Below are 25383 nucleotides of genomic sequence, written 5' to 3'. Positions count from 1 at the left end.
TTAGTGCTACTTTACGCTGTTCTTTTCAAAGTGACCAGTCATGCCGGTTCAGCAGTACGTTCTGCTGGGGCCTCTGCGACTTGTACCTGATTGCGTCCTTTGCGCTTTGCTTCCATTAAGGCTGAGTCAGCAGCGTTCAGCCACTCGACCCAAGTCTGGTTTTCAGCATATTGCGCGACCCCTAAAGATAATGTGACATCGACGTTTGCATCTTTGCCATTAAAACTGTGCTCTGACACTAATGATCTTAGCTTCTCAGCAACCACCTGAGCTTCGGCATTTCCGGTCTCCGGCAACACCACCAGAAATTCTTCGCCACCGACACGGAACACCTGATCGTTACGGCGCAATACACTTTGCAACCGCTCTGCAACCTGTTTGAGGATCTGATCGCCAAACAGATGGCCATGGGTGTCATTGAGTTGCTTAAAGTGATCCAAGTCAGCCATCATGATGGTGGCCGGACGCTGATAGCGGCGAAAGCGATAAATTGCGTCCTCTAACACACCAGTGACCAGGTGCCGATTGTGTAAACCGGTTAACGTGTCTGTCACGACCAGCTTGCGCAGCAACTTTTGCAGCTCACTCAGTAACACCACAAATACCGAACCCAGCGCGCAGATAATCGCCAGCGTCGTGGCGATCCGCCAACCATCGTCAAGCGGCATGGCATAAATAGCCGTTATCCCAAAAATCAAGGTCAGCAGCGCTGCCGCAATAATCCCCAGGAAGCCACTAAACACAAAGAAGCACGCCACCAATAAGGGATAGGTCCAGTACACCCCAATAGTGCCGTTTTTATAGATCGAAATAACGGAAATGATGGTCAGCAAGCCAATAAACATGACTCGCACCAGTATGGGCACGCGTCTTCCCTGATAAAACCATGCGGCACCAGTAAAAAATACTCCCGCACATAAAATGGCCACAGCCTGCCCAGTATTACCCAGCAAAAACTGGGCGACAGATAAGATCAATTCAGTGATCCCGCCCGCCCAGATAATGTTGCCGGTGACTTTTATTTTGAAGGCCCGCAGTAAGTCATCTGCAGAACTATTCATGAATTTCTTTTGCGTCTGAGCCATGCTGAAATTTCCAGTCCTTTGTTTGCAAAGCTATAACCAACCTATAGGAATAGCAAGTGGTTTGCGGCACAATATCCCTACTTTTGATTATGAGCCGAGGCTAAACTTATGTTGCTAAATGCTGCCGATTCCCTTGTTGTCATCGTCGATGTACAGGAAAAATTAGCTCCCGTAATTCACCAACGTGACCAGTTAATCGCTCGCATGCGCTGGCTGGGCGAAATCGCTAATGAGCTCGACGTACCCATCGTGGTGACAGAACAATATTCCAAAGGTCTGGGGATCAGTGTAGACGATTTATCCGGGGTCATCGAAAATGCCCGGGTGATTGAGAAGCTGCATTTCAGTGCCTGGCAGGAACCCAATTTTGCCGACGTGGTTCAACAACAGAACAAACGGCAAGTGGTACTCATGGGAATGGAAGGTCATGTCTGTATCTTGCAAACCGCCAGCGATCTCAAAGAGGCCGGCTATGACGTGTTTGTGGTAGAAGACGCGGTGGGTTCGCGTCGTGATTCTGATAAGCAAAGTGCGCTGGCCCGCTTGCGACAGCTGGGTGTGCAAATCGTCACCAGTGAAATGGTCGCTTACGAATGGATGCATCGCAGCGGCACAGATACCTTCCGGCACATCACCAAAAACTGGATTCGCGGCTAGGTTTCTCAGTAGTTTACGAAAGTACATTTGACAAGGCTTAATATCGGCGTATACTAATCGTCGCTAGAAAAATTCGGCTGTCTAATTGTGGCCTGTTACGAAGTCTATTGCTGTACCTCGTTTTGTAAGTCCCAAGTATTACACGTATTTTTATTAGCAAGACCCTAGATTTTCACATGCACTACGAGGAATATCAGCATGTCAACAGTAACTGGTAAAGTAAAATTCTTTAACGAAGCTAAAGGTTTCGGTTTCATCGAGCAAGAACAAGGCGCAGACGTATTCGTACATTTCAGCGCTATCCAATCAGACGGTTTCAAAACCTTAGCTGAAGGTCAAACTGTTCAGTTCACTATCGCTCAAGGCCCTAAAGGTCCACAAGCTGAAAACGTTGTTCCTATGTAATGAGTTGCTCACGCAACTTGTACTAGCAAAACAAATTCTGAAAAGCCGCACTTAGTGCGGCTTTTTTTATGTCTGCTCTTCACTTCTACTATGCCAATGCTCGCGGTTAATGCCTGCTCCGGGTGTTTTCAAAACTGTACCAGCCTGCCTTAAAACTCTTCTTGGTCGCCGAACGTCGCGCTTCCTCAAGCCCTTGCCGTAATATCCGTTTAGCTGTTAGCGGACGCCCAAGCTCCAGGTAAAGCTTCGCCTGCCCCCAATAAACTTCATGCAAGTAAGGTGCATAGGATGCAGCTTTCTCATACATTGCGATGGCTCTGTCAATGTCGTCTTCGGCATAAGCGCGCTCAGCAAGTGCGATCCAGGTATAAGGGTTGTAGTCCGGTAGCGCGTCAATCTGGGCCTGTAGTTCGCTGATCAGCCCCTCTCGCTGTTGTTGTTTTGCTAGCTCAAGGTAATTATAAAGAACGTTCAGATTCGTGGTGTCCTGCGCCAGAACATAAGCATAAATCGCTTCAGCGGTCGCTTGGTCGCCCGCCCGGCGGTGCAACAACGCAATGATGTTCAACGTATCGCTAGCGTCGGGTTGATACCGGAGTGCCTCCTGCGCGTAGGCAAACGCGCTGTTTTCCTTGCCATCAAGCATAAGTTCAGCCGCTCGATTACGGTAGTACAATGCTAAAAATTCGTCCGTACCAATCAGGCCACTATTACGGCTTCCCCGGGATGGGAAATAATCGATGGTCACCCACGAGCGAGGTTCGCCGGGCAGGCCGGGCAGATAAAGCCGCGCCCGCACATGATCTGAGACCATGACGACATTGGCGGAGCGATCGTAAACGGGGGCGTTCGTGACGCGTTGAAATCGTAAATCGACGTCGACTAAGTCGGCCAGAGCCTTAGTGACAATTGCCAGAGCCATACAGTTACCAGCATTACGAGCCAGGGCTTCGCTTGCGGTGTAGGTTTGCTCTTTGTAGTTAAAACCGTAAGTAATGCCGTGCAAATATTCGGCAATACGCTCGTGGGCAGGACTTTGAGCTGAGCCTTGCTCAAAGTCCTGCAAAAAATCGTTTTTTTGTGCGTCGGTAAGCGCAAACAGCTGATTGACAGTGATCACCGGTATCTCCGCCGGGAACAGTGATGCGTTAAATGCCGGCCGTACGATCGGCGCTTGAGTTTGCGGCTGCTGTTCGATTTGCACTACTTGCGGGGCCTGCGGCGCTTGCACGGCACAGCTGATCAAAAACAACGTCAAAATTGGCGTAAGTAAGCTAAATTGTCGGCTGTACATCATTAAGGCCCTCGCGTTGGTTTACTTTACCGGTTGCTCAGTCCTTTGAGGTAGACTCCTCTTGCTGCGGTGCATCTTCCTGTTTGCGGCGTTGAGCAGCCTCCTGCTCAGCGCTGAGGAAATCCACGTCATCCACCTGCACTTCCGGGAGCTCCCCACAGACACTGCCGCCTAGTTGATTCACCGCACTACATAAATCACTGACTTTTTTATCCAGTACCTGAACATGATCAAGCATGCGGCCAATAGCGGTCGCGACCGGGTCTGGGTTATCCGCAGAAATAGCATATGCATCAAAGCCATATTGCTTGGCCATGGCCGCCCGCCGTTTGCTCACTTCAGCATTTTCCGGGGAGCGAGCGACTCGTGCGGGTATGCCCACCACTGTCGTTTCATCCGGAACGTCTTTAACTACGACCGCGTTTGAGCCAATTCGTGCGTTTTTTCCAACAGTGAGCGGACCCAAAAGTTTCGCGCCAGCACCAATCACAACACCATCGCGAAGGGTTGGATGCCGTTTGCCCTGCTCCCAGCTTGTGCCACCGAGCGTCACGCCATGGTAAATGGTCACATCATCGCCGATCTCAGCTGTTTCACCAATGACCACACCCATGCCATGATCGATGAAAAATCTGTGACCAATTTTTGCACCAGGGTGAATTTCTATCCCCGTGAACCAGCGCGCAAGGGTCGACAAAAAACGCGCCAGCCAGAAACAGCGCCATGTCCACAGCCGATGATTCATCCGATGCCACCAGATCGCATGTAAGCCGGGATAGGTCGTCAGGACCTCAAACCAGTTACGAGCCGCAGGGTCGCGGGTGTAGACGCTATTGATGTCTTCGCGTAAACGTTTAAACATGAAACTTCAATCCAGATTGATGCGTGTATCGTGACTAGTATATCAATTTCCCACGGCTTGCGTTAATTGCGCTGGTTTCTGCGACACCTGAGCCTGCTATTGCTTGATTTAGCAGCAATGCAGGGCGTAAGGTGGAGGTGTATCCAGACAACCAAGCAGAGGACCCTATGGCTCGAATAAAAAAATCCATGATAGTAACGACATTGAGTACCGGTATTTTGCTGGCAATGAGTGCAGCTCAGGCAGAAACACTGATTTATGCGGGTCAGCTTATTGACGGCACCGGCGCAGCGGCGCAGAGCAACAAAACCATCGTGGTCGATAACGGCCGCATTACTAGCATTGTGGACGGCTTCCAGAAGGCTGATAGCGACGATACGGTGATTGACCGCCGCAATGGTACCGTGATGCCCGGCTTTATTGACATGCATACGCACCTGACCTCACAGCTGGCCCCGGGTAGCTATATTCATAAATTTACCAAAAGCGCCCCAGATGTCACCCTCGATGCCGTAACCTTTGCCAATAAAACGCTCATGGCCGGTTTTACCACCGTGCGCGACCTGGGCGACTCTTATAATGCAAGTATTGCCTTACGCGACGCGATCGCGGCCGGTAAGGTTGCCGGTCCACGCGTGTTCACAGCAGGTAAATCGATCGCCACGACCGGCGGCCATGCTGACCCGACCAATGGTGCCAGAGAAGGCCTCTACCCCAGCCCAACTCCAGCTGACGGCGTTATTAATGGCCCCTATGAAGCTCGTGAAGCGGTTCGCGCACGTTATCAGGACGGTTCTGACCTGATTAAACTGACGGTCACCGGCGGTGTTCTTAGCGTGGCTAAAAGCGGTCAGAACCCACAGTTCATGATGGACGAAATTGAAGGTATCGTGGAAACGGCTCGTGATTACGGAATGAAAGTCACGGTGCACGCGCACGGTAAAGAAGGAATGCTTCGCGCTATTGCCGCAGGAGTCGATTCAATTGAGCATGGTACTTACATGGATGAAGAAGTGATGGACGCAATGAAAGCCAAAGGCGTCTATTACGTACCCACCATCACCGCTGGCAAGTCTGTTGCGGAACGTGCCGAAATACCCGGTTTTTTCCCAGCCTTGGTGCAGCCTAAAGCAAAAGCTATTGGTCCGAAGATCCAAAGCACCTTTGCCGCGGCTTACAAAGCAGGCGTCAATATTGCCTTTGGAACCGATGCCGGTGTCTTTGATCATGGCGAGAACTATCGCGAGTTCGGTTACATGGTAGAAGCTGGCATGCCACCACTGGAAGCCATCAAAGCCGCAACTCACGAAGCTGCGACCTTACTGGGTCAGATTGATGACTTTGGTACGCTGAGTGTAGGCAAGCGGGCCGACATCGTTGCCGTTCAGGGTGACCCGCTGGAAAACATTAATGTCCTTGCCGAAATTGACCTTGTCATAAAAGACGGAGTTGTGGTGAAGAACAGCCCTAACTAAAGTCTTTTAATAACTGGCGGACGTCAGCTAGGATGGCGTCTTCCAGTTCTTTCTCATAACCTTCCCGCTCGTCATCATATTTGCGAATCTCGGCCTTAGGGTACTTCTTCCGGGCTTCATGCGTCGGCATATGTTTAATCCGCTCATACATGGTGTGCAAGCCTTCGTAGCGTTCTGCGTAATCAGGCTTGCCTGGATCGACCCTTAAGTCCAACAATACCACTAAGCGCAGCGCGCCTTCTGATAACGGGCACTGACCCTGATCCATAGACTTGGCAATGGTAACAATGCTTTCGTACAACCGCTCATTACGCTTCTCAATGGCTTGGTCGCGACGCTTATTCTGCGCCTGTAAACGGCTCAACAAACGCCCGGCAACAAACGCCAGCACAGCCACAATAAGAACCGCTGCAATCAGAATTAGCCATGCCCACAGAGGTATATCACTCATTATCGTCCTCCCAATCCTCGTCATCATCCAAAGCAATGCCTAATTGCTCGGCAAGTTGCTCGAAACGCTCTGTGCGTTCGTCAACATAAGCTTCTTCGGCGACGGTCAGGTCTTCGCCTTGCTCCATACGCTCGAGTAACGACTGTAGTTTGGTATCTTGCTCGAGCGCTTGCAGTTCAGCGTGAGCCGCCGCGCTATCAAAGCTTGGTGTTGTGCTTACGGGGGTTGGCGCTTGCGAGTTCACAAGTTGAATAGGTTTTTTACTGCCGAGTCGCGGATCTGTTGCCGGAGCGGTCGAACCGCTGTGTCTGGCTTTGTCTTGAGCCACGTTAAATCGCGAACCAGGTTTCTGACCCTTGCCTTTGTGCTTGCTGGCCTCGTGGGCTTTGCGCTGTACGTCAGCCTTGGGCGTTTTTGCCGCAGCCAAAGGGCCAGTCTTACGAGTCTTCTTTTTGCGCGTCATAGCTTGAACTCAATTTCCATTAAGAGAGATGACGCTTAGTTTACCTGAGTATGGCGGGAAATAAAAAGGCGATGCCGAAGCATCGCCTAGTGTATTCTCTCTTTGTCACACAGCGCACGTGCGATTTATGAGAACGGTTGTCAAATTCATCCATGTTATCAATTATAACTTCCGTGAGTATTTTTATTATTATTGTTATTTTTTCGCGCAATAACCAAGCTTTGCTTTTATTATTATTTGCTAGGTTAGCAAGGCCTCCTGGCCTATTCTTATTCCCTGGATTAAATCGATAAGTTGATTTCTCAACCCCTTGGGTGTCGCTTCCGCAGCGGGTTCCCTTAATCTGGAATGGCATTCAGACTACTGAATCGAGATTTTTTATCAATGATTTTTATGATCTAAAAAACCGCTTTCTTATTCCCTTTGGTTTTATAGCTTGGTTTTTAAAGGCTTTCTCTGTATTTCCTATAACATAAAAATAAAAAAGCAGCGTTTGAACGCTGCTTTTTTCGCCATTCCGAAGTCTGTTTTTTTAATACAACCCGGAGATGTATTGCGACAGAAGCTCGATGTCTTCATCCGTCAGCTTACTTGCAACGTCGCGCATCATGCCGTTCATATCGTTGGCACGCTCACCACTGCGGAACATTTCCAGCTGCGTGATGAGATAAGCGGTATGTTGTCCGGAGATATCGGGAAAGGTCGCTAAGCCCATGCCATCACCGCGTGGACCATGACAGGCAACGCAAGCCGCAATCTTACGTTCTTCGTCACCACCCATGTAAAAAGCTTGACCGGCTTCGACAACGTCTTCTGGTGCGGTACCCTGCATCGGGTCCTGACTGGCGAAGTACGCCGCCAGATCGGCGATGTCCTGATCATTCAATGCCGCCACTTGTCCTTGCATAATGGCATTAGCGCGCCCTTCTTCACCGCCGGTTTCAGCAGCAAGTTTATAGTCGTGCAATTGCTTAGCGATATAGGATGCATGCTGGCCATTGAGCTTAGGGTACATATCAGATGGCGAGCTGCCTGTTGGACCGTGGCAGGCTGCACAGACTTGTGACTTCGCCTTACCGGCTTCAGCGTCGCCCGTGGCGGCGAAAGTAACGCCAGTTAACCCAAGGTACAACCCAACGAACAATGCGAGTTTTTTCATGATCGATTTCTCTGCTCTGGATGTAGTTACAGACGCTATTTTACACAAAACTTCTAAGGATTAAACGCCTAATCGTGATAGGATACGCATTCCTTCGAAGCATCAAAGACATCATGGAATCTACAACCCTTAACTTTCAGCCCACGGTGTTCATCACCAGCGCTCCAGATATTCGCCAGTTACCCGAAGACACGGGTGTCGAAATTGCGTTCGCCGGCCGCTCTAATGCCGGTAAGTCCAGTGCGCTTAATACCCTGACGCGACAGCGCAACCTTGCCCGCACGAGTAAGACTCCGGGCCGGACGCAGCTGATTAATGTGTTTGAGGTATTACCAGGGAAACGCTTAATCGACTTGCCTGGCTACGGCTATGCGAAAGTACCTCTGCCTGTAAAAGAAAAATGGCAACTGGCGCTCAGTGAGTATTTGCAAAAGCGCGAATCCCTCCGCGGGCTGGTGCTACTGATGGACATCCGTCATCCTTATCGCGATGTTGACCAGGATCTGCTGCATTGGGCAACAGACTGTGAGATCCCCGTGTTAGTGCTGCTTACCAAAGCCGATAAATTAAAGCCCGGTCCGCGTAAGTCGACACTATTAAAAGCGCGCGAAGCCGCGATGGTGTTTGGCGGCGACGTGACCGTAGAAATGTTTTCCTCATTAACCAAGATCGGTCTACCTGAAGCTGAAAAGAAGCTTACGGAGTGGTTGACCCGCGATACAGAGGAAGATATCGAGCAAGATACTGAGCAAGATGCAGACTGAGACGCCGCCCCTCAAAGCTTGGTTATTATTAGGTTTACTCGCACTGATTTGGGGCAGCTCGTTTTTGCTGATTAAAAAGGGATTGCTCGGCTTCAGCCCTGATCAACTCGCAGCGATCCGTATTGCTTCAGCAGGTTTTGTCCTGCTCCCGTTTATTCTGCGCCGTTTTAAAACTGTGCGTCCCCATCATTGGCTGAAACTCATCTGTGTGGGTCTGGTGGGGAGCTTCATCCCAGCCTTTTTGTTTGCCTTTGCACAAACGGAACTTCCTTCCGGAGTCACTGGTGTACTCAATACCTTTACCCCGTTAGCAACCTTAATCATCGGCGTACTGATCTTTCGCCAGCCCTCGCGCCTGCAACAATGGGTGGGCGTAGTGATTGGTTTACTGGGCACGATTTTATTGATCACCGCTTCCGCGTCTGGCGAGCTTGAGTTCAACCGCTATGCGTTGCTTATTATCGCTGCAACCATCTGCTACGGGCTGAATCTGAACCTTATCAAGCATCATATTCCCGATCTGGGTGCGCTTACTATTACCGGTGTCTCGCTGTTCTTGGTGGCGCCTCCTGCACTCACCTATTTAGTGCTGGCGACGCCCTTTGTCAGTCAGGTCGCAGAGCCTGAATTATGGTTTCCATTGAGTGCCATCCTGGTGCTGGGAATTGTCGGTACCGCCATGGCGCTGATTATTTTCAATACTGTGGTGAAACTCACCGATACTACCTTCACCAGTTCAGTCACTTACCTGATCCCTATTGTCGCTCTGATACTTGGCATCATTGATGGCGAACCCTTCTTCATCCAGCAGGGTATCGGTATGGCGGCAATTTTATCCGGTGTATGGATCGCCAACCGACGTAAGCGGCAACCGCTCAATTATCAGCGTTAGCGCCAGCAAGACTTGAGGCCAGAAAAGAAAAAACCCGGCACAAGGCCGGGTAAAAAACTTACAATCCAGGGAGAGAACATCTCTGAAAGGACTTCGCAAACGGAGCCATAATCTCTCGTTTAATGCGCCTTTCAATAATTCTGACTTACCCTTATTCAAATAGTTCAAAAAAAATTTTAATTGTCCTAATTTTTTAATGTGCCTCATCCCAATTGTCGCCAACACCTGCTTCGGCAATTAAAGGAACATCAAGCTTCACGGCATCTTCCATGATATTGACCAGCTCTTTCTGCAGCTGTTCAATATGGTCCTGATGAACTTCAAAGACCAGTTCATCGTGTACCTGCATGATCATCCACGCCTGCTTGTCTGAAACCTCACGCTGCATGTAATCAGCGACTTTGATCATCGCATACTTAATAATATCTGCGGCGGTGCCTTGCATCGGAGCATTGATTGCAGCGCGCTCTGCAGCCTTACGCCGGGCACCATTTTGTGCGCGAATCTCCGGCAGGTGCAGACGACGCCCAAACAAGGTTTCAACGTAGCCATCTCGTTTGGCTTGCTCGCGAGTCTCTTCCATGTACCTCTGTACTCCCGGGAAGCGCTCAAAATACTTGTCCATGTAGTCTTGTGCCTCGTGCCGCGGGATATCCAGCTGCCGCGCCAGGCCAAAGGCTGACATACCATAGATCAGGCCAAAGTTTACCGCTTTGGCACGGCGTCTTTGTTCACTGGAGACCTCTTCTAAAGACACACCAAAGACCTCAGATGCCGTTGCCTTGTGGATGTCGCGGCCTTTCGAGAACGCTTCGACAAGATTTTTATCCTGGGACAAGTGCGCCATTATGCGCAGCTCAATCTGGCTGTAATCGATAGCCATAATCCGATAACCCTCAGGTGCAGTGAAGGCTTTGCGAACACGTCGCCCCGCTTCAGTCCTGATCGGGATATTCTGCAGGTTGGGGTCACTTGAGGATAACCGCCCAGTGGCCGTAACGGCCTGATGATAGGACGTGTGAATACGATGGGTGCGCGGATTCACCATTTTCGGCAGCTTATCGGTGTAGGTTGACTTCAACTTACTAAGCCCGCGATGACGCATAATCACATCCGGCAGCGGGTAGTCCAGAGCCAGCTCCTGCAATACTTCTTCTGCAGTCGATGGGGCGCCCTTCGGAGTCTTTTTACGAATGGGTAATTCCAGCTTCTCAAACAAAATTGTTTGTAACTGCTTGGGCGAGCCAAGATTAAACTCTTCGCCAGCTATGATGTAAGCTTGTTCTTCCAGTTTGGCGAGCTCAAGCGCAATTTCGTTACTCTGTTTGGCCAGTAACTGTGCGTCAATTTGCACGCCGCGCTGCTCCATATCGACCAGGATGGGAACCAAAGGTAACTCGATCTCCGTTAACACCTTCAACAGCGACGGAACCTCGCCGACAGCAGCCCACAACTTATCATGCAAGCGCAAGGTCACATCGGCGTCTTCTGCTGCGTAAGGCGCTGCTTCTTCCAGACCGATCTGATTAAACGTGAGCTGTTTTGCGCCCTTCCCGGCGATATCCTGGAAGGCAACTGGGCGGTGGCCAAGATATTGCAGACTAAGGCTATCCATATCGTGGCGTGAAGCGACACTGTTATAGACATAAGAGGCAAGCATGGTGTCATCTTTTATACCGGCAAGCCGAATGTCGTAACGGCGGAGAATATGCGCATCGTATTTAAGGTTCTGTCCGATTTTACCGATCTTCTCGCTCTCTAATAGTGGCTTCAGGGCGCTAAGTACATGCTCACGCTCCAGCTGCTCTGGTGCCCCCGGGTAGTCATGGGCCACGGGCACGTAAGCCGCCTCACCGGCCGCTATCGCAAAGGAAACACCAACAAGCTCTGCTTCCATGTAGTTCAGACTGGTTGTTTCCGTATCAAACGCAAAAGCGTCGGCGTTCTTTAAGCGCTCAAGCCATTGCTCAAAGTCCTCAGCCGCGGTAATCACCTGGTAGTTATCCGCAGACAGCGCTGTTTCGGCGGCTGCCGGTGGTGCTTTTCCTGCCGCCTGCTCGGTGACAGCGCCCTCTTGCAGCACCTCGTCAAGCCAGCGCCGGAACTCACACTCTTTATAAAGACGAATGAGCTCTTCGCGATCCGCATCTTTAATTTCCAGCAGTTCAGGCTTAATACCGTCGAGGTCCACGTCTAATTTGATGGTCGCCAGCTCTTTGGAAAGCCGCAATATGTCCTCGTGCTCACGCAGTTTTGCAGGCATTGTTTTGGCGCCCCGAAAAGAAAGCTCTGCCAGGGCGTCCGGATCCTCGTACATAGCATCGATTGAGCCTACCCCCTGTAGCATTGCCAACGCGGTCTTCTCGCCAACTTTTGGCAGGCCCGGGATGTTGTCTGAGCTATCGCCCATCAACGCCAGATAATCGATGATTTGTTGCGGTTGTACGCCGTACTTCTCGACCACCCCTTCCTCGTTGAGTAAGCTATCCGTCATGGTGTTGATCAGCATCACATGTTCGTTGACCAGCTGTGCCATGTCCTTATCACCGGTGCTGATCAGGGTAAACCGCCCCTGATCGCCAGCCTGCTGCGCCAGGGTACCGATGACATCATCGGCTTCCACATTATCAATACACAAAAGCGGTAGTCCCAACGCCTTAACGATTGCGTGCAACGGCGCGATTTGAGTCCGTAAATCATCCGGCATCGGCGGACGGTTGGCTTTGTAGGCGTCGTACATATCGTTACGGAATGTCTTGCCCTTCGCATCAAACACCACCGCCATGTGCGAGGGCTGGTACTTTTTGATTAAGCTGCGCAGCATGTTGACCACGCCATAAATCGCACCCGTCGGTTCGCCGGCGGAATTGGTCAGGTGTGGAGGAGCATAAAAAGCACGAAAAAGATAAGACGAGCCATCCACCAGAATGAATGGATTCTCGGGGACTTGCGGTGGGTTAGTTGCTGCCATACTGTCGGTCACGCCGTCGTTTTGAATGATGTGCTAAGAATGCCACAGGGCGCGGAATCAAGCCAGCATCAGCACGGGCGGTCTATGTGGGTATGCTGTGGATAAGTCTGTTGACAATAATCTATCCTGCCACGGAAAGACACTTAGGCCCTGTAGCAACGGTAACGTAACACTTTGAAAAACAAGGAATTTAACTTCTCACCATTCCCTGACAGCTTTGTTTTTTTATGTTGTGTCAGTTGTGGAAACTGATCTGTATCTCTGATCCAGTTGCAAGAAGATTGCGTAGAAGAATCATGTGCCACTTACGTATCTGAGATAGGATTCGGTCAAATTTTCAACCGAGAAATAAGACTACCATAAAGTAATCTTATTACCAGCAGCGTATTCTTTTTTTTTAGATTCTTTTGAGTCGATCTCGGACGACCATTAGATCAATTGGTAATCAAAAAATAGTGGTTGATGTTTTCTATATAGATCGTCATATTAGGTTTTGTATAACCGACATCCATTGAACACTTGCACAGCCATTAAATAGCTATGGACACACAGACCATGAATATTAATGACATGAGTTCAGTAACAAAGCGGACGCCAGAACGTCGGCGCGGTGCTTTTGAGCCTACGCAGTGGTGGGAACGCCTCTCCATGGACCAAAAGTTCGGTGTCTATCAGCTGAGCAAGTTTGGTTTTGAGCTTGCCTTCATCCGCAACCTGGCTGACGCCGGTCCCCTCGCTGTTGTGCGACGCCAACGTGATTACGCGACCGTAAATCACGCCGGTGAAGTCAACATGAAACCGCAGATCACGATTCGCGACTAGGCGGTCGCTGCCGCTGCTTAGCGTAGTCCTTTTCTCAGTGCATCCAGCACCGGCTCTGTCGACGGTTGTAACCCATCGTGCCAAAGCGCAAAGGACAAAGCGGCCTGCTCCACTAACATCCCTAATCCATCAGCGACCTGTACTGCTCCACCTTTTCTTGCCTGTTGTAAAAATGGCGTCGTCTGCGCCGCATACATCATGTCGTAAACCAAATTCGCATTGGCAAACCAGTGCGGATGGATCGGTAGTTCCGCACCCTGTAACGATGCCGACGTCGCATTGATAACAAGCCACTGAGAACCTTTAAAGACGTCCGTCGGAGGTCGCTCAAGTTCGGCGAAATCAAGAATTTCCAAGCCTTCAAAAACCGTCGTTAGGGGTTGCACCCGGTCGCGGCTACGATTACTTATGACGACTTCACAACCAAGTTCCTGCAAGGGTTCTATCACGCTGCGCGCGGCCCCTCCGCCGCCAATAACCAGCACCCGGGCCGCAGGCGTTTTTTGTTGGGTTAGCCGTTGCAGATCACGGCAAAGACCCAGACCATCGGTGGTGTCGCCGGCTAGCTGGCCAAGACCAAGCGGGATAAGAGTATTGACCGAGGCTGCACGCTCCGCCCGCGGAGTAAGATGGGTCACCAGTGCCGCCGCGCTTTCTTTAAAAGGCACGGTGACGTTAGCGCCAGCTCCACCGTGGCGAAAAAACTTTGCCACTGCCGCGGCAAAAGTCGCAGACGATGATAAACTGCGGCTGTACGTCAGCGCTAACCCGAATTGCTCAGCAAAAAGCTGATGAATCTTCGGTGATACACTGTGCGCTATAGGATTTCCAAATACCGTGAACTGAGTCATGTTGTCTTTTCTTAAATCAAAAAGTAGCAATGAAACGCCGCCTTCCCTTTATCAGCAGCTTGGCGGAGAACAAGGCGTTCGGGCCATCGCCGAACGTTTTTATGATGTCATGGAAAGCGACCCGCGGGCAAAGGAATTGTTGGCCTTGCATGCCCAGCCGTTAACTGGGATTCGCCAAAAGTTTTTTGAATTCCTGAGCGGCTGGCTCGGTGGACCGCAATTGTTTACCGAAAAGTATGGTCATCCACGCTTGCGCGCCCGCCATTTACCTTTCAAGATTAACGTGCGCATGCGTGATCAATGGTTACTTTGCATGTATCAGGTGCTGGACGAGCAGGTTCATGACGAGCTGCTCCACATGCAGCTAAAGCAACGTTTCACGGCTTTAGCGCATCATATGATCAACACCGATTAAAGCTCGTTTAACCAGTCGCGCGGCCGCAAATAGTCACTGTACAGGCGCGCTTCAGGCGTACCGGGTTCGGGTTGATAACCGTACTCCCAACGTACTAACGGCGGCATCGACATCAAGATGGACTCGGTGCGCCCGCCGGTTTGCAGGCCAAACAAGGTGCCGCGGTCCCAAACCAGATTGAATTCCACGTAACGGCCCCGGCGGTACAGCTGAAACTCGCGCTCACGCTCGCCGTAAGGCGTGGTTTTACGTCGTTCGATAATCGGTAAGTACGCATCAAGGTAGGCGTCGCCAACGGCGCGCATAATCGCGAAGCTCTCCGCAAAGCTGCGGTCATTCAGATCGTCAAAGAATAGCCCGCCAACACCTCGCGTTTCATCACGGTGCTTGAGCCAAAAGTAGTCATCGCACCAGGCCTTAAACTTTGGATAAAGTTCTTTGCCAAAGGGATCTAACGCCGCTTTCGCCACCTGGTGCCAGTGTTTAATATCTTCGTCAAAGGGATAAAACGGCGTGAGGTCGAAACCTCCCCCAAACCACCAGACCGGGTCCGCGCCTTCTTTCTCAGCAATAAAAAACCGCACATTGGCATGGCTGGTCGGAATATAGGGATTTCGCGGATGCATCACCAGTGACACCCCGCAGGCATTAAAGTTACGTCCGGCAAGTTCCGGACGGTGCGCGGTCGCAGAAGCCGGCATTTGTTCACCAAAAACATGCGAGAAACCTACGCCACCCTGCTCCAGCACCTGGCCGTCGCGCAGCACCCGGGAGCGACCGCCACCGCCACCTTCCCGCTGCCATTCCTCTTCGGCAAACACCGCACCGCCATCGGCTTCTTCTAATGCCTCAGAAATACGGTCCTGCAATTGTTTCAGGTAATGAATAACTTCGTCTAAAGATTGATGACTCATACTAAGCTCGGAAAACCTCTTGGGTGAGTGGATCAATAATCTTTGATGGGCTGTCTGCGCGACCGACTTCGGCATCCATCACCCAGCCAAGCTGGTCACCAAAAGCAGCTTCTACTTCTGCTGCGCTGGTCAATGAGGGCTGTCCGGCGAGATTTGCGCTGGTCGATACAATGGCGCTGCCTAAGGCTTTGCATAGCTGCCGGGTCGGCTCATGAGCGGTAACCCGAACCGCGATCTGCGGGCGCCCGCCCGTCAGCCACTCAGGTGTTTCCGGGGCTGCCGGCAGTAATAAAGTGATATGACCGGGCCAGCTCGAAAATACCGTGAAACGTTTATCCTGAGGAATCTTAGAATCTGCGACAAAGCGTACGAGCTGGCTGTAATCAGCGGCGACCAGAATCAGTCCCTTATTCAGCGGGCGCTGCTTTAATGTCAGCAGCTTCTTCACTGCCGCTTCATTGCGGGGGTCGCAACCCAGTCCGAACACAGCCTCGGTCGGGTACGCGAGTAACTCACCTTGTGCAAAAGCATCTCGTGCTGCTTGCCAGTTCATGCCGGAATCCTCTGTCCATTAACGGATCTTTGATTTGTAGTCACACTCACTATTGCCACAAATATACCGCTCGCCTGCGGTCGTTTTCTTGCGCAGCAAGATCGGATATGCACAGTCTGGACAAGATTCTGCCACAGGTGGCAACGGAACGGAAAACTTACAATCAGGAAAATGGTCACAGGCATAAAAGGAATGACCAAAGCGGCTGGTTTTCTGAACAAGTTTGCCCGTGCCACACTCCGGACAGCTTACATCGGTGCCCGGATCGAAATCAGCGGAGGTCATATAATCACAATCGGGGTAGCCACTGCAGCCAACAAAGAGACCAAAACGCCCCTTTTTCAACTGCAGCTCTTTCTGGCATCGGGGGCAAGGTACGCCCAATGATTGCGGTTCAAGAAAGTTGTCGGTCATTTAATGCAGCAGACCTTCTGGTTCCTCGAACAATAACCCTTCCATCTGATTGTAGGCATCTTCACACCCAGGTACGTTAAACAGCACCATAAGTACAACCCACTTCAGATCATCGAGTGTTACTTCCGGCATATCGAGTTCCATAACGCGGTCCATGACCATTTCGCGAGTCGCGAAATCGAGCACGCCAAGATTCTCGAGATACATCAGAAAGCCGCGGCTCGCACAATCTAACCGTGCCGTTTCTTCCGCTGTGAACACCCGTGTCGTTCTTTCGTGAGAACGGTTCAGATAGGGCTTAGCCTGGCTGTCCTGGAGATCGGCCAAACGTTCAAGCCATGCCAGCGCCTTATGAATCTCTTGCTGGCGGAAACCCGCTCGCGTGAGTTCATCAGTGAGCTCGTCATGGTTTACCTCTACCTCAACATCCGAATGGATGAAGTTCTCGAACAGATACATGAGGATATCAAACATCTTTAGCGCCTCCCCACTTTTATGTAACCACCGGCGACTGAAGCCACTCGCCCCTCTAATTCTAATAACACCAACTGCTCGGAAACCACAGCGACCGGTAGTCCGCTGCGCGCTACGATAGTGTCTATCGATGTAGCCTCATTGCCCACATTAGCCAACAATCCGGGGTTTGCCAAGCTTCGCCCATATTTATTTTCCGGCTCATTTTCAGAAGTTGGGGCTTGTCGTTTAAAATTCAACTCGTTACAAACATCGTCTACGCACGTCACTAAGGCCGCGCCCTGTTGCAATATGCGCAGGTTACCGGTCATGCCCTCATCCCAAATCGAACCGGGAATCGCCATGAGGGACCGGTTTTGCTCGAGCGCAAGGCGCGCTGTGGATAAGGTCCCACTACGCAGCTGCGCTTCGATCACCAGCACGCCTTTTGCTAGGCCACTTAGGATACGGTTGCGCCTGGGAAAGTGATCACGCCGGGCGGTGGTGCCGGGAACAAATTCAGAGACCAGCACGCCGCCTTGCTCGATACGTTGTTGTAATTGCCGGTGCTGCCTTGGGAAAACCTTATCAGGTCCGGTGCCGAGCACGGCTAATGTGGGGCCGACCGATAGTGCTGCCTCGTGCGCAGCGCGGTCTATTCCTTGCGCCATGCCGCTACTGACCAGTAGCCCTGCGCGGGTTAAATGCTCAGCCAAAAACCGCGCCGTATGCTGCGCGGGAGGGCTGCCCTTTCTACTGCCGATCACCGCGACCTGCGGAGCATTCAGAAGTTGACTATTGCCAGCGCAAAACAGAACTAAAGGTGGCTGCGAGATACCCCGCAGCTGGTCTGGATAATCTGCTTCAAACCAATGGATGACGCGCCGCTGTCCTTGACTTAACCAGTGTTCGGTAAGCTCTAGCTCCTGGGTGCCTGCTTGCTTTACCAATAGTTTAGAAGCTGCAGAAAAACTGCTGCATTGTTGAGCCTGGCGTCGTGGGTGGCCGGTCAGCCGCGCCAGCGCCAGCACTTCTGTTAAAGAGGGTTGCATCGCACATCCTTGTGCCGGAATTAGGTGTTAACTATCGGTCAGAGGCCAGCTGTAGCGGCATAAAGTACACGCCCACTTCGAACCACTCATGCGCGTCCACTACGATGGCCATACTCATCTCCGAATAGGTCTTGATCACCAGCAGCTCTGAGGTCGCCCGCGGCGGCAACCGCTGCGTGTCGCGCCATTTGCGCGAAATATCATCATAAGGTTTGTAAAGGTTTGCGGCTTCTGGCTTCAGCCCCTCGGTGAAGACATCCACTCCCGGGCGTAGCGCCTGGAACATCTGACCGACAGCGACACCATGCATGCTGCCCTTATCAAGCACGACAATATCGTACTTACCATGTTTCTCTGCATCACCCAGCGAGCCAACCACAAAGCCGTCTACGGGTGCGCCTGAACTGGCAACGATAATCTCCGGCAGTTTGGTTTCCTGTGGCGGCAACACCACATCGCCCCGACGGATCTCCCGCTTGGGTTTAATTAAATCACCCTCAATTGTGTCTGCGTGCTGGTAGGTAACACGTACCCCCGCCACATCGCGCAGCAAGAAGGAGTTTCCGATCTCATCTACCGGCGTGAAGACGCGGTATTTTTCATTTAGCTCAACCGCGCCATCAATATAAACTGGCGCCATGCCATTGATCCGGGGAGCTCCGCGATTGTCGCCCAGAATGCGCGGCATGCCGGCGAGCTCAGTCGCACTGACAATATGATGACCATCAATAAAGGGCGCCAGCGCTGCTCGATCGAAAGTCGGTACCGGATTACCTTTTGCCGCTAACACGCCCTCCGGCGTTAGCGACTTGAATTCTTTTCGGCTCAGTTGAGGTCGGCCGTTCACCCAGGATAAATAAAGTCGGTCACCAGGATAAATGAGATGTGGGTTCTCAATATCATCATTCAAGCGCCAGAGTTCCGGCCAATGCCATGGATCGTTTAAAAACAGCGCAGAGATATCCCATAATGTGTCGCCTTTCTTCACAACATATTCGCGCGGTGCATCTTCACGCAATTGAATCACATCCCCGCTGGTCATCGAAGTCGCTGACGTCTCATTTTGCAGCGGCGCAGATGCCGTTGCTGAAGGGATAAGCAAAAAACCGATGACCGCAATCGCTTGGTATCGCCAGGTAGCCATGTGGAGCTCCATTGTAAACTCGTGTTTTCATCCCCAAATTACGTTAAAATTGGCAAAGATGAAACTAACGAATGACGAGTTATGACTAATTTAACTATTTTAAAATATCCAGACGAGCGTTTACGCACCGTCGCAGAACCCATTACTAGTGTAGATGATAGTTTGCGCGAAACAATCGACGCGATGTTCGAAACTATGTACGACTCTAATGGTGTAGGCCTTGCCGCGACACAAGTCAATGTTCATAAAAGACTTTTTATTTCGGATTGTAGTGAAGATCAGAATGAACCTCTGGTCTTTATCAATCCGGAGATTACAGAAAAAGATGGCTTGTTCGCAAATGAGGAGGGCTGCCTGTCCTTCCCTGGCGTGTACGCGAAGGTCGAACGTGCGGAAAAAATAACGGTGACTGCGCTCGATCGCAACGGTGAGACCTTTACCATGAACGCGGAAGGTTTGCTGGCGATCTGCATTCAACACGAGATTGATCATCTGAACGGCAAGCTGTTCGTTGATTACTTATCGCCGTTAAAGCGTGACCGTATTCGCAAGAAGCTTGAGAAAGAAGCACGCCTGGGCGCTGTTTAATGCGTATTATTTTTGCGGGGACCCCTGAGTTTGCGGCCGGCCATCTCACTGCTCTGCTCGACAGCAAGGCGCACGAGGTGGTGGCGGTTTATACTCAGCCTGACCGCCCTGCCGGTCGGGGTAAGAAGCTGCAAGCCAGTGCCGTCAAGCAAGTCGCCATGGCCCATAACATCCCTGTCGAGCAGCCGTTATCGCTGAAGGACCCGGATGCCCAGGCGCAGTTAGCCAGTTATCACGCAGACGTGATGGTGGTGGTCGCCTACGGCTTGATTTTACCTGCAGCGGTGTTGCGTATTCCGCAGTTTGGCTGCATCAATGTGCACGGCTCATTGCTGCCACGCTGGCGCGGTGCGGCGCCTATTCAACGTGCGCTCTGGGCTGGCGACAATCACACCGGTGTAGCCATCATGCAAATGGAAGCCGGTCTCGACACCGGCCCGGTTTTGCTCAGTAAAGAACTACCCATTACCGCAGATGACACCTCGGCATCGCTTTATCACAAGCTTGCCGAACTCGGACCTGAAGCTTTATTGGAAACCTTAAAAGATTTACCCGCTTGCTTAAGTAAAGCGCAAAATCAGGACGAAACTCAGGTCACCTATGCACATAAACTCAGTAAAGAAGAAGCGGAGCTGGACTGGCAGGTACCCGCAGTTGCGCTGGAACGCTGGATCCGGGCTTTTAATCCTTGGCCAATGGCTTGGTTTGCCACAGCTGGGGGACCGGTTAAGGTGTGGCAGGCACACGTCGTGAACGGCGACCCCAAGGCAGAACCCGGTACCGTGGTTGCAGCGGACAAACAAGGCATCGTCATTCAAACAGGTGAACAAGCGTTGGCAATTACCCAGTTGCAACCACCGGGCAAAAAAGCCATGGCGGCCGGCGACTTTTTAAATGGCCGGGCGGATTGGCTGCCACCCGGCGCTAAGCTGCAGGGATCCGCACATGAGTAAAGGTGCAAACTCGCGCGCCGCAGCCGCAAAAGTACTGGCACAGGTACTTGAACATGGGCGCTCAATGTCACAAGCGCTGCCCGAACATACTGGTAATCTCGAATCGCGAGACCGCGCCATGGTGCAATCATTGTGTTTTGGCGTACTCCGTAACCTGCCTCTTTTAAACGCAGCCCTCGCAAGATTTCTGGACAAGCCTTTAAAGAAAGACCTGTTCATTCTGCACTACCTGCTGTTAGTGGGCGCTTACCAACTTCTGTTTATGGGCACCTCGGATCACGCTGCCGTTTCAGCCACCGTTGACGCCACCGAGCTGCTGAAAAAACGCCGTCAGAAAGGACTCATCAACGCTGTCTTGCGTAATCTACAACGGCAACGGCAGTCCCTCTGGAACGCACTTAATGATGACCCGGAGTTACGACACGGTCACCCGCGCTGGCTTGCCGACACGATCCGGGCGGCTTACCCGGAGCAAGCTGAGGCGATCTTTGCGGCTAATAATGTTCAGGCGCCCATGTGGCTGAGGGTGAACACGCAACAAATCAGCGTCGCTGAATTCCGCCAGGCACTTGAGGATTATGACCCTGAGCTCCTGCAGCCGGAGTCCATACCTGCATTGCCCACAGCCTTAAAGTTACAAAAAGCGGTCGATGTTCGTCAGCTGCCCGGCTTTGCCGACGGCTGGTTTTCGGTGCAGGATTGCTCGGCCCAGTACGCTGCGTATTTGCTTGCTCCCCAGCCCGGACAACGAGTACTCGATTGCTGCGCTGCACCAGGCGGTAAAACGGCGCATATTCTCGAACAGTCACCCTCGGCTACCGTGCATGCCCTGGACGTAGATGCCGAGCGCCTGCAGCGGGTCGAAGAAAATCTGACGCGACTGCAGCACAGTGCGCAGATCCTTACCGGCGATGCGGCACGTCCCGAGCAATGGTGGGATGGTGAACTGTACGATCGAATCCTGCTCGATGCGCCCTGCTCAGCAACCGGCGTCATCCGCCGCCATCCGGATATTAAATGGTTACGCCGTGCCAAAGATATTAGTGCGCTGGCGCAGACTCAAGCGGCATTGCTCGATGCCCTCTGGCCATTATTACGCCCCGGTGGTAGGTTAGTTTATGCAACCTGCTCTATAGTATCTGAAGAAAATTCGGAGCAGGTGAAAGCTTTTTGTCAGCGCCAGCACGATGCCCTGCCAATTCCTACAGCGCCCGACGGGGCGACCAGCTGGCAGCGGCTGCCTGGGGAACAGGATGGCGACGGCTTCTTTTACGCAATTGTGGAAAAGCAACAATGAAAATAGTGATTCTGGGCGGTGGCCAAGTGGGTGGTACGCTCGCCGAAAACCTGGTCGGTGAAGACAATGACATTACCATTGTCGATACCGACATGGCTCGCTTAGGAGAACTCTCGGACCGCAACGACATTCGTACGGTACAAGGTCATGGTGCGCATCCAAGAGTTCTGCGCAACGCGGGCTGCGAAGACGCTGACATGCTCATCGCAGTTACGCCAAGTGACGAAACCAATATGATGGCATGCCAAATTGCCTATACCCTGTTCCGTACGCCGAAACGTATTGCCCGGATCCGTTCCGAAGAATACATCGATTTCAAAGACCAGCTGTTCCATAAAGATGATGTTCCCGTTGACCATACCATCTCTCCAGAGCAACAGGTAACGCACTACATAAAACGGCTGGTCGATTACCCTGGCGCCCTGCAGGTGATGGAGTTCGCCGGCGGCCGCGCCAGCCTGGTTGCGGTCAAAGCCTATTACGGCGGTAAGCTGGTGGGGCATGCGATTTCCTCACTGAAAGAACACATGCCGAACGTTGAAACCCGGGTGGCAGCTATTTTCCGTCAGGGCAAACCTATCCGTCCCATGGGGACCACCATTATTGAAGCCGGCGACGAAGTTTTCTTCATCACCGACACTCGTTACGTGCGCATGGTCATGGAAGAAATGCAGAAGCTTGAGCATCAGTATCGCCGCATCATGATTGCCGGCGGTGGTAATATTGGCGCAGGCCTGGCTCGACTGCTGGAAGACAACCACCACGTTAAACTCATCGAACGAAACCCGGCGCGTGGCGAAATTCTCAACGAGAGTCTGCGCCACACCACAATTCTTGAGGGCGACGCCTCAGAGAGCCGGCTGCTGAGTGACGAGCATATTGAAGACGTTGATGTCTTCATTGCCGTCACCAATGACGACGAAGCCAACATCATGTCCGCTATGCTGGCGAAAAAAATGGGTGCAAAGAAAACCATGGTGCTGATCCAGCGCCAGGCCTATGTGGATTTGGTGCAGGATGACGTTATTGATATCGCAATCTCGCCACAACGAGCCACAGTATCTGCGTTGCTGTCACTGATCCGCAAAGGCGATATCGTCAATGCCTACTCGCTGCGTAAAGGTGCCGCTGAGGCCATCGAAGCTATCGCTCATGGTGATGAGAAAACTTCAAAAGTGGTGGGTAAATCGATCAGTGAAATCAAGCTGCCGCCGGGCACAACCATTGGCGCGATTGTGCGTGGGCATGAGGTCATGATTGCCCATGATGACACGGTGTTGCACGCTGACGACCATGTCATTCTCTTTTTAGTGGATAAGAAATACGTGCGCGAAGTTGAGCGCCTGTTCCAGCCAAGCGCTCTGTTCTTCTAAGAGCGCCAGAAGGTCGGCGTGAGCAGCACCAGGATGGTAAAAATTTCAAGCCGGCCGAACAACATCGCGATCACCAGCAGCCATTTCGCAGCATCGGGAATGGTCGCGTAGTTTGCAGCAACATCCCCCAGGCCCGGACCCAGATTATTTAAACAGGCCGCCGTTGCCGAAAAGGCAGTAATATCATCCAATCCGGTCGCCAGTAAGCCCAGCATCACCACCACAAACACCAGAGCATACGCGGCAAAGAAGCCCCATACGGCCTCAACCACACGCTGTGGCAATATGCGGTTACCTAGCTTCACGGTGTAAACCCCCGCCGGATGCACCAGCCGGTTGAGTTCACGTACGCCTTGTCGGAACAGAAGCACAACCCGCACCACTTTCAAGCCACCTGCGGTTGAACTTGCGCAACCGCCTATGAAACTTGCAAAAACAAGCAGTAACGGCAGAAATAAAGGCCAGGCGGAGAAGTCTGTGGTGGCAAATCCTGCGGTGGTGCTTATCGATACCGACTGGAACATGGCCTGGTTGAAGGCTGTGCCAGTATCAGCAAACTCTTTATGGACCAGCACCGTAGCAAATACCACCAACAGCAACGCCAGCTGAATGCCAAGAAAGGCTTTCACTTCGGGGTCACGCACGTAACTCATGAGCGAGCGGCCGGTAATGGCCGCATAGTGAATGGCGAAGTTTACCGAGGACAACAACAAGAACACCACACAAATGGTGTTAATCGTGCTGCTATCGAAGTAGCCCATGCTGGCGTCATAGGTACTGAAGCCCCCCACTGCGATCGTTGAAAACGCATGGCCGATAGCATCAAACCAGTTCATCCCGGCCAAATGATAGGCCGTCGCGCAGGCCGCAGTCAGGGCGACATAGATGTACCACAGGTGCTTAGCGGTATCCGCGATACGCGGTGTCATTTTGGCATCTTTCTGCGGTCCGGGGATTTCGGCGCGGTAGAGCTGCATACCACCGATTCCAAGCATAGGCAGAATTGCCACCGCTAACACGATGATACCCATACCGCCGAGCCACTGCAGCTGTTGACGGTAGAATAAAATACTGTGTGGCAGCGTTTCCAGGCCCTGAATGACCGTCGCTCCGGTTGTGGTCAGCCCGGAGAAAGACTCAAATACCGCATCGGTAAATGACAGGGGTAACTCCTGCGCGAACCATAACGGCATCACCCCGACCATGCCCAACACCGTCCAGAACAGGACCGTGAGCAGGAAGCCATCGCGAACCTTCAGGTCAGCATGTTCGTTTCGGTTCGGGTACCAAACCAGAAAACCAATGATCAGGCTAATGGCAAACGCTAAAGTAAATGCGCTCCCCCCGCCATCGCCGTAGATCAGAGCAACAGCAGCTGGCGGCAGCAAGCTTAAGCTGAATACGCAAATTAACAGCCCCAGAACACGAAGAATTCCTCTTAGGCGCACGAATTATCCCCAGTTTGACGTTTTTTTAGTGCAACACGCCCTTGTGTTGCGTTTTTTAAGGCCGTAGCGAGATCTTCAAACAGCTGTTCAGGCAAAGCGACCTGCTGTTCGATAGTTGCCGCGAAATTGTGTTGTTCTGTTATGGCATCGTACTGCGCCAGACAATGCGTGACAACTTTTTGATCTGCATAATCGTAGTGTAAATAGGCAGTTTTGCGCACTATTTTCTGACTTTGCGACGTCATCTTCAATGCCTCCAGAGTCGCCTGCGTATAGGCGCGCTGGAGCCCACCTGTGCCTAACTTGATACCGCCAAAGTAACGCACTACGACCACCGACACCTCGCCCAGTCCACTGTTCAGTAACACTTGCAACATTGGCCGCCCGGCTGTACCGCTGGGCTCGCCATCGTCGCTCATGGCGTAACTCTGACTGTGGTCGGGAGCCGCATAGATAGCAGCACTGCAATAATGGTTCGCGCCCGGCCATTGCTGCTGACAAAAGCGAATATGCGCCTGATGCTGGCTCGCAGACGTTACCTGCTGGACCGAGGTAATGAAGCGACTGTGTTTAATCTCAATCTCGTGGGTGCATGGCGCCGCCGGAATCAAATACTGTGTCATAGCCC

At 52.0% G+C, this 25383-nt stretch carries 27 protein-coding genes; 11 read left to right on the top strand and 16 right to left on the bottom strand.

Annotated features, from left to right (window positions below; translation table 11 throughout):
* Positions 1-38: 38 nt before the first annotated feature.
* Complete coding sequence (locus tag J6J28_RS08075; RefSeq protein WP_301720973.1) at positions 39-1085, bottom strand: GGDEF domain-containing protein; 1047 nt, start codon at positions 1083-1085, stop codon at positions 39-41.
* A gap of 108 nt (positions 1086-1193) precedes the next feature.
* Here J6J28_RS08075 and J6J28_RS08070 point away from each other — a divergent pair, with 108 nt between their 5' ends.
* Both J6J28_RS08070 and J6J28_RS08065 read left to right on the top strand, forming a co-directional pair.
* Positions 1194-1742, top strand: coding sequence for a hydrolase (locus J6J28_RS08070; protein ID WP_301720972.1), 549 nt, complete (start codon positions 1194-1196; stop codon positions 1740-1742).
* Positions 1743-1940: 198 nt separating this feature from the next.
* Entirely contained in the window at positions 1941-2147 is a 207-nt protein-coding gene (locus tag J6J28_RS08065) for a cold-shock protein (RefSeq protein ID WP_034733468.1), read from the top strand.
* A gap of 106 nt (positions 2148-2253) precedes the next feature.
* Here J6J28_RS08065 and J6J28_RS08060 read toward each other — a convergent pair whose 3' ends face one another.
* Entirely contained in the window at positions 2254-3444 is a 1191-nt protein-coding gene (locus J6J28_RS08060) for a tetratricopeptide repeat protein (protein WP_301720971.1), read from the bottom strand.
* A 34-nt stretch (positions 3445-3478) separates the two neighbouring features.
* On the bottom strand, positions 3479-4303 hold the full coding sequence (cysE, locus tag J6J28_RS08055; RefSeq protein WP_301720969.1) for a serine O-acetyltransferase: 825 nt from the start codon (positions 4301-4303) through the stop codon (positions 3479-3481).
* Positions 4304-4479: 176 nt separating this feature from the next.
* On the opposite strand from cysE, the gene J6J28_RS08050 reads away from it, so the two are divergent.
* Positions 4480-5778 carry a metal-dependent hydrolase family protein gene (locus J6J28_RS08050; RefSeq protein ID WP_301721094.1) on the top strand — a complete coding sequence of 433 codons (1299 nt, stop codon included), beginning with the start codon at positions 4480-4482 and terminating at the stop codon, positions 5776-5778.
* Here J6J28_RS08050 and J6J28_RS08045 read toward each other — a convergent pair.
* The 3 genes from J6J28_RS08045 to J6J28_RS08035 all read right to left on the bottom strand — a co-directional run bounded on the left by J6J28_RS08045 (position 5771) and on the right by J6J28_RS08035 (position 7851).
* Complete coding sequence (locus J6J28_RS08045) at positions 5771-6229, bottom strand: DUF2489 domain-containing protein (RefSeq protein ID WP_301720968.1); 459 nt, start codon at positions 6227-6229, stop codon at positions 5771-5773. The two genes, J6J28_RS08050 and J6J28_RS08045, sit on opposite strands and share 8 nt — an antisense overlap.
* The gene (yihI, locus tag J6J28_RS08040; RefSeq protein WP_301720967.1) at positions 6222-6692 is read right to left on the bottom strand and encodes a Der GTPase-activating protein YihI; all 471 of its coding nucleotides are present in this window, start codon (positions 6690-6692) and stop codon (positions 6222-6224) included. Before yihI ends, J6J28_RS08045 begins: the two co-directional genes overlap by 8 nt.
* Positions 6693-7224: 532 nt before the next feature.
* Positions 7225-7851 (bottom strand): c-type cytochrome, encoded by a 627-nt coding sequence (locus J6J28_RS08035; RefSeq protein WP_301720966.1) that lies wholly within the window; start codon positions 7849-7851, stop codon positions 7225-7227.
* A gap of 113 nt (positions 7852-7964) precedes the next feature.
* On the opposite strand from J6J28_RS08035, the gene yihA reads away from it, so the two are divergent.
* Positions 7965-8615 carry a ribosome biogenesis GTP-binding protein YihA/YsxC gene (yihA, locus tag J6J28_RS08030; protein ID WP_301720965.1) on the top strand — a complete coding sequence of 217 codons (651 nt, stop codon included), beginning with the start codon at positions 7965-7967 and terminating at the stop codon, positions 8613-8615.
* Entirely contained in the window at positions 8605-9507 is a 903-nt protein-coding gene (locus J6J28_RS08025; protein WP_301720964.1) for a DMT family transporter, read from the top strand. Before yihA ends, J6J28_RS08025 begins: the two co-directional genes overlap by 11 nt.
* Before the next feature lie 193 nt (positions 9508-9700).
* Here J6J28_RS08025 and polA read toward each other — a convergent pair whose 3' ends face one another.
* On the bottom strand, positions 9701-12478 hold the full coding sequence (polA, locus tag J6J28_RS08020; protein WP_301720962.1) for a DNA polymerase I: 2778 nt from the start codon (positions 12476-12478) through the stop codon (positions 9701-9703).
* A 570-nt stretch (positions 12479-13048) separates the two neighbouring features.
* On the opposite strand from polA, the gene J6J28_RS08015 reads away from it, so the two are divergent.
* The gene (locus J6J28_RS08015; RefSeq protein ID WP_301720961.1) at positions 13049-13300 is read left to right on the top strand and encodes a hypothetical protein; all 252 of its coding nucleotides are present in this window, start codon (positions 13049-13051) and stop codon (positions 13298-13300) included.
* A gap of 17 nt (positions 13301-13317) precedes the next feature.
* Here J6J28_RS08015 and aroE read toward each other — a convergent pair whose 3' ends face one another.
* Positions 13318-14151: a shikimate dehydrogenase gene (gene aroE, locus J6J28_RS08010; protein WP_301720960.1), complete on the bottom strand. Its 834-nt coding sequence runs from the start codon at positions 14149-14151 to the stop codon at positions 13318-13320.
* On the opposite strand from aroE, the gene J6J28_RS08005 reads away from it, so the two are divergent.
* Positions 14150-14566 carry a group II truncated hemoglobin gene (locus J6J28_RS08005; RefSeq protein WP_301720959.1) on the top strand — a complete coding sequence of 139 codons (417 nt, stop codon included), beginning with the start codon at positions 14150-14152 and terminating at the stop codon, positions 14564-14566. The genes aroE and J6J28_RS08005 overlap by 2 nt on opposite strands.
* Here the strand turns inward: J6J28_RS08005 and hemF are convergent.
* Genes hemF through J6J28_RS07975 form a run of 6 tightly spaced genes read right to left on the bottom strand, consistent with a single transcriptional unit; the run spans position 14563 to position 19096 of the window.
* The gene (gene hemF / locus J6J28_RS08000) at positions 14563-15480 is read right to left on the bottom strand and encodes an oxygen-dependent coproporphyrinogen oxidase (protein ID WP_301720957.1); all 918 of its coding nucleotides are present in this window, start codon (positions 15478-15480) and stop codon (positions 14563-14565) included. The genes J6J28_RS08005 and hemF overlap by 4 nt on opposite strands.
* A 1-nt stretch (position 15481) precedes the next feature.
* The gene (gene tsaC / locus J6J28_RS07995) at positions 15482-16033 is read right to left on the bottom strand and encodes an L-threonylcarbamoyladenylate synthase type 1 TsaC (protein ID WP_301720956.1); all 552 of its coding nucleotides are present in this window, start codon (positions 16031-16033) and stop codon (positions 15482-15484) included.
* An 18-nt stretch (positions 16034-16051) separates the two neighbouring features.
* Complete coding sequence (locus tag J6J28_RS07990; protein ID WP_301720955.1) at positions 16052-16447, bottom strand: DNA topoisomerase family protein; 396 nt, start codon at positions 16445-16447, stop codon at positions 16052-16054.
* On the bottom strand, positions 16448-16921 hold the full coding sequence (locus J6J28_RS07985; RefSeq protein ID WP_301720953.1) for a DUF494 family protein: 474 nt from the start codon (positions 16919-16921) through the stop codon (positions 16448-16450).
* Between the two features lie 2 nt (positions 16922-16923).
* Positions 16924-17952 (bottom strand): DNA-processing protein DprA, encoded by a 1029-nt coding sequence (gene dprA, locus J6J28_RS07980; protein WP_301720952.1) that lies wholly within the window; start codon positions 17950-17952, stop codon positions 16924-16926.
* Positions 17953-17983: 31 nt separating this feature from the next.
* Positions 17984-19096 (bottom strand): LysM peptidoglycan-binding domain-containing protein, encoded by a 1113-nt coding sequence (locus tag J6J28_RS07975; protein WP_301720951.1) that lies wholly within the window; start codon positions 19094-19096, stop codon positions 17984-17986.
* Between the two features lie 81 nt (positions 19097-19177).
* Between J6J28_RS07975 and def the strand changes: the two genes are divergently transcribed.
* The 4 genes from def to trkA are packed head-to-tail and all read left to right on the top strand — an operon-like array spanning position 19178 to position 23307.
* Positions 19178-19684 carry a peptide deformylase gene (gene def / locus J6J28_RS07970; RefSeq protein WP_301720950.1) on the top strand — a complete coding sequence of 169 codons (507 nt, stop codon included), beginning with the start codon at positions 19178-19180 and terminating at the stop codon, positions 19682-19684.
* Positions 19684-20637, top strand: a complete 954-nt coding sequence (gene fmt, locus J6J28_RS07965; RefSeq protein ID WP_301720949.1) for a methionyl-tRNA formyltransferase — start codon at positions 19684-19686, stop codon at positions 20635-20637. The genes def and fmt overlap by 1 nt, the downstream gene beginning before the upstream one ends.
* On the top strand, positions 20630-21934 hold the full coding sequence (rsmB, locus tag J6J28_RS07960) for a 16S rRNA (cytosine(967)-C(5))-methyltransferase RsmB (protein ID WP_301720948.1): 1305 nt from the start codon (positions 20630-20632) through the stop codon (positions 21932-21934). The genes fmt and rsmB overlap by 8 nt, the downstream gene beginning before the upstream one ends.
* Positions 21931-23307, top strand: coding sequence for a Trk system potassium transporter TrkA (gene trkA / locus J6J28_RS07955; protein WP_301720947.1), 1377 nt, complete (start codon positions 21931-21933; stop codon positions 23305-23307). The genes rsmB and trkA overlap by 4 nt, the downstream gene beginning before the upstream one ends.
* On the opposite strand, the gene J6J28_RS07950 is transcribed toward trkA, so the two are convergent.
* Both J6J28_RS07950 and J6J28_RS07945 read right to left on the bottom strand, forming a co-directional pair.
* Positions 23304-24755, bottom strand: a complete 1452-nt coding sequence (locus tag J6J28_RS07950) for a TrkH family potassium uptake protein (RefSeq protein ID WP_301720946.1) — start codon at positions 24753-24755, stop codon at positions 23304-23306. The two genes, trkA and J6J28_RS07950, sit on opposite strands and share 4 nt — an antisense overlap.
* The gene (locus tag J6J28_RS07945; RefSeq protein ID WP_301720945.1) at positions 24746-25378 is read right to left on the bottom strand and encodes a YigZ family protein; all 633 of its coding nucleotides are present in this window, start codon (positions 25376-25378) and stop codon (positions 24746-24748) included. The genes J6J28_RS07950 and J6J28_RS07945 overlap by 10 nt, the downstream gene beginning before the upstream one ends.
* Between the last annotated feature and the right edge of the window lie 5 nt (positions 25379-25383).

This window comes from Pseudidiomarina terrestris, assembly GCF_030466375.1.
In the GTDB taxonomy this organism is placed as follows: Bacteria; Pseudomonadota; Gammaproteobacteria; order Enterobacterales; family Alteromonadaceae; genus Pseudidiomarina; species Pseudidiomarina terrestris.
This window is presented reverse-complemented; position numbering and strand designations above follow the sequence as displayed.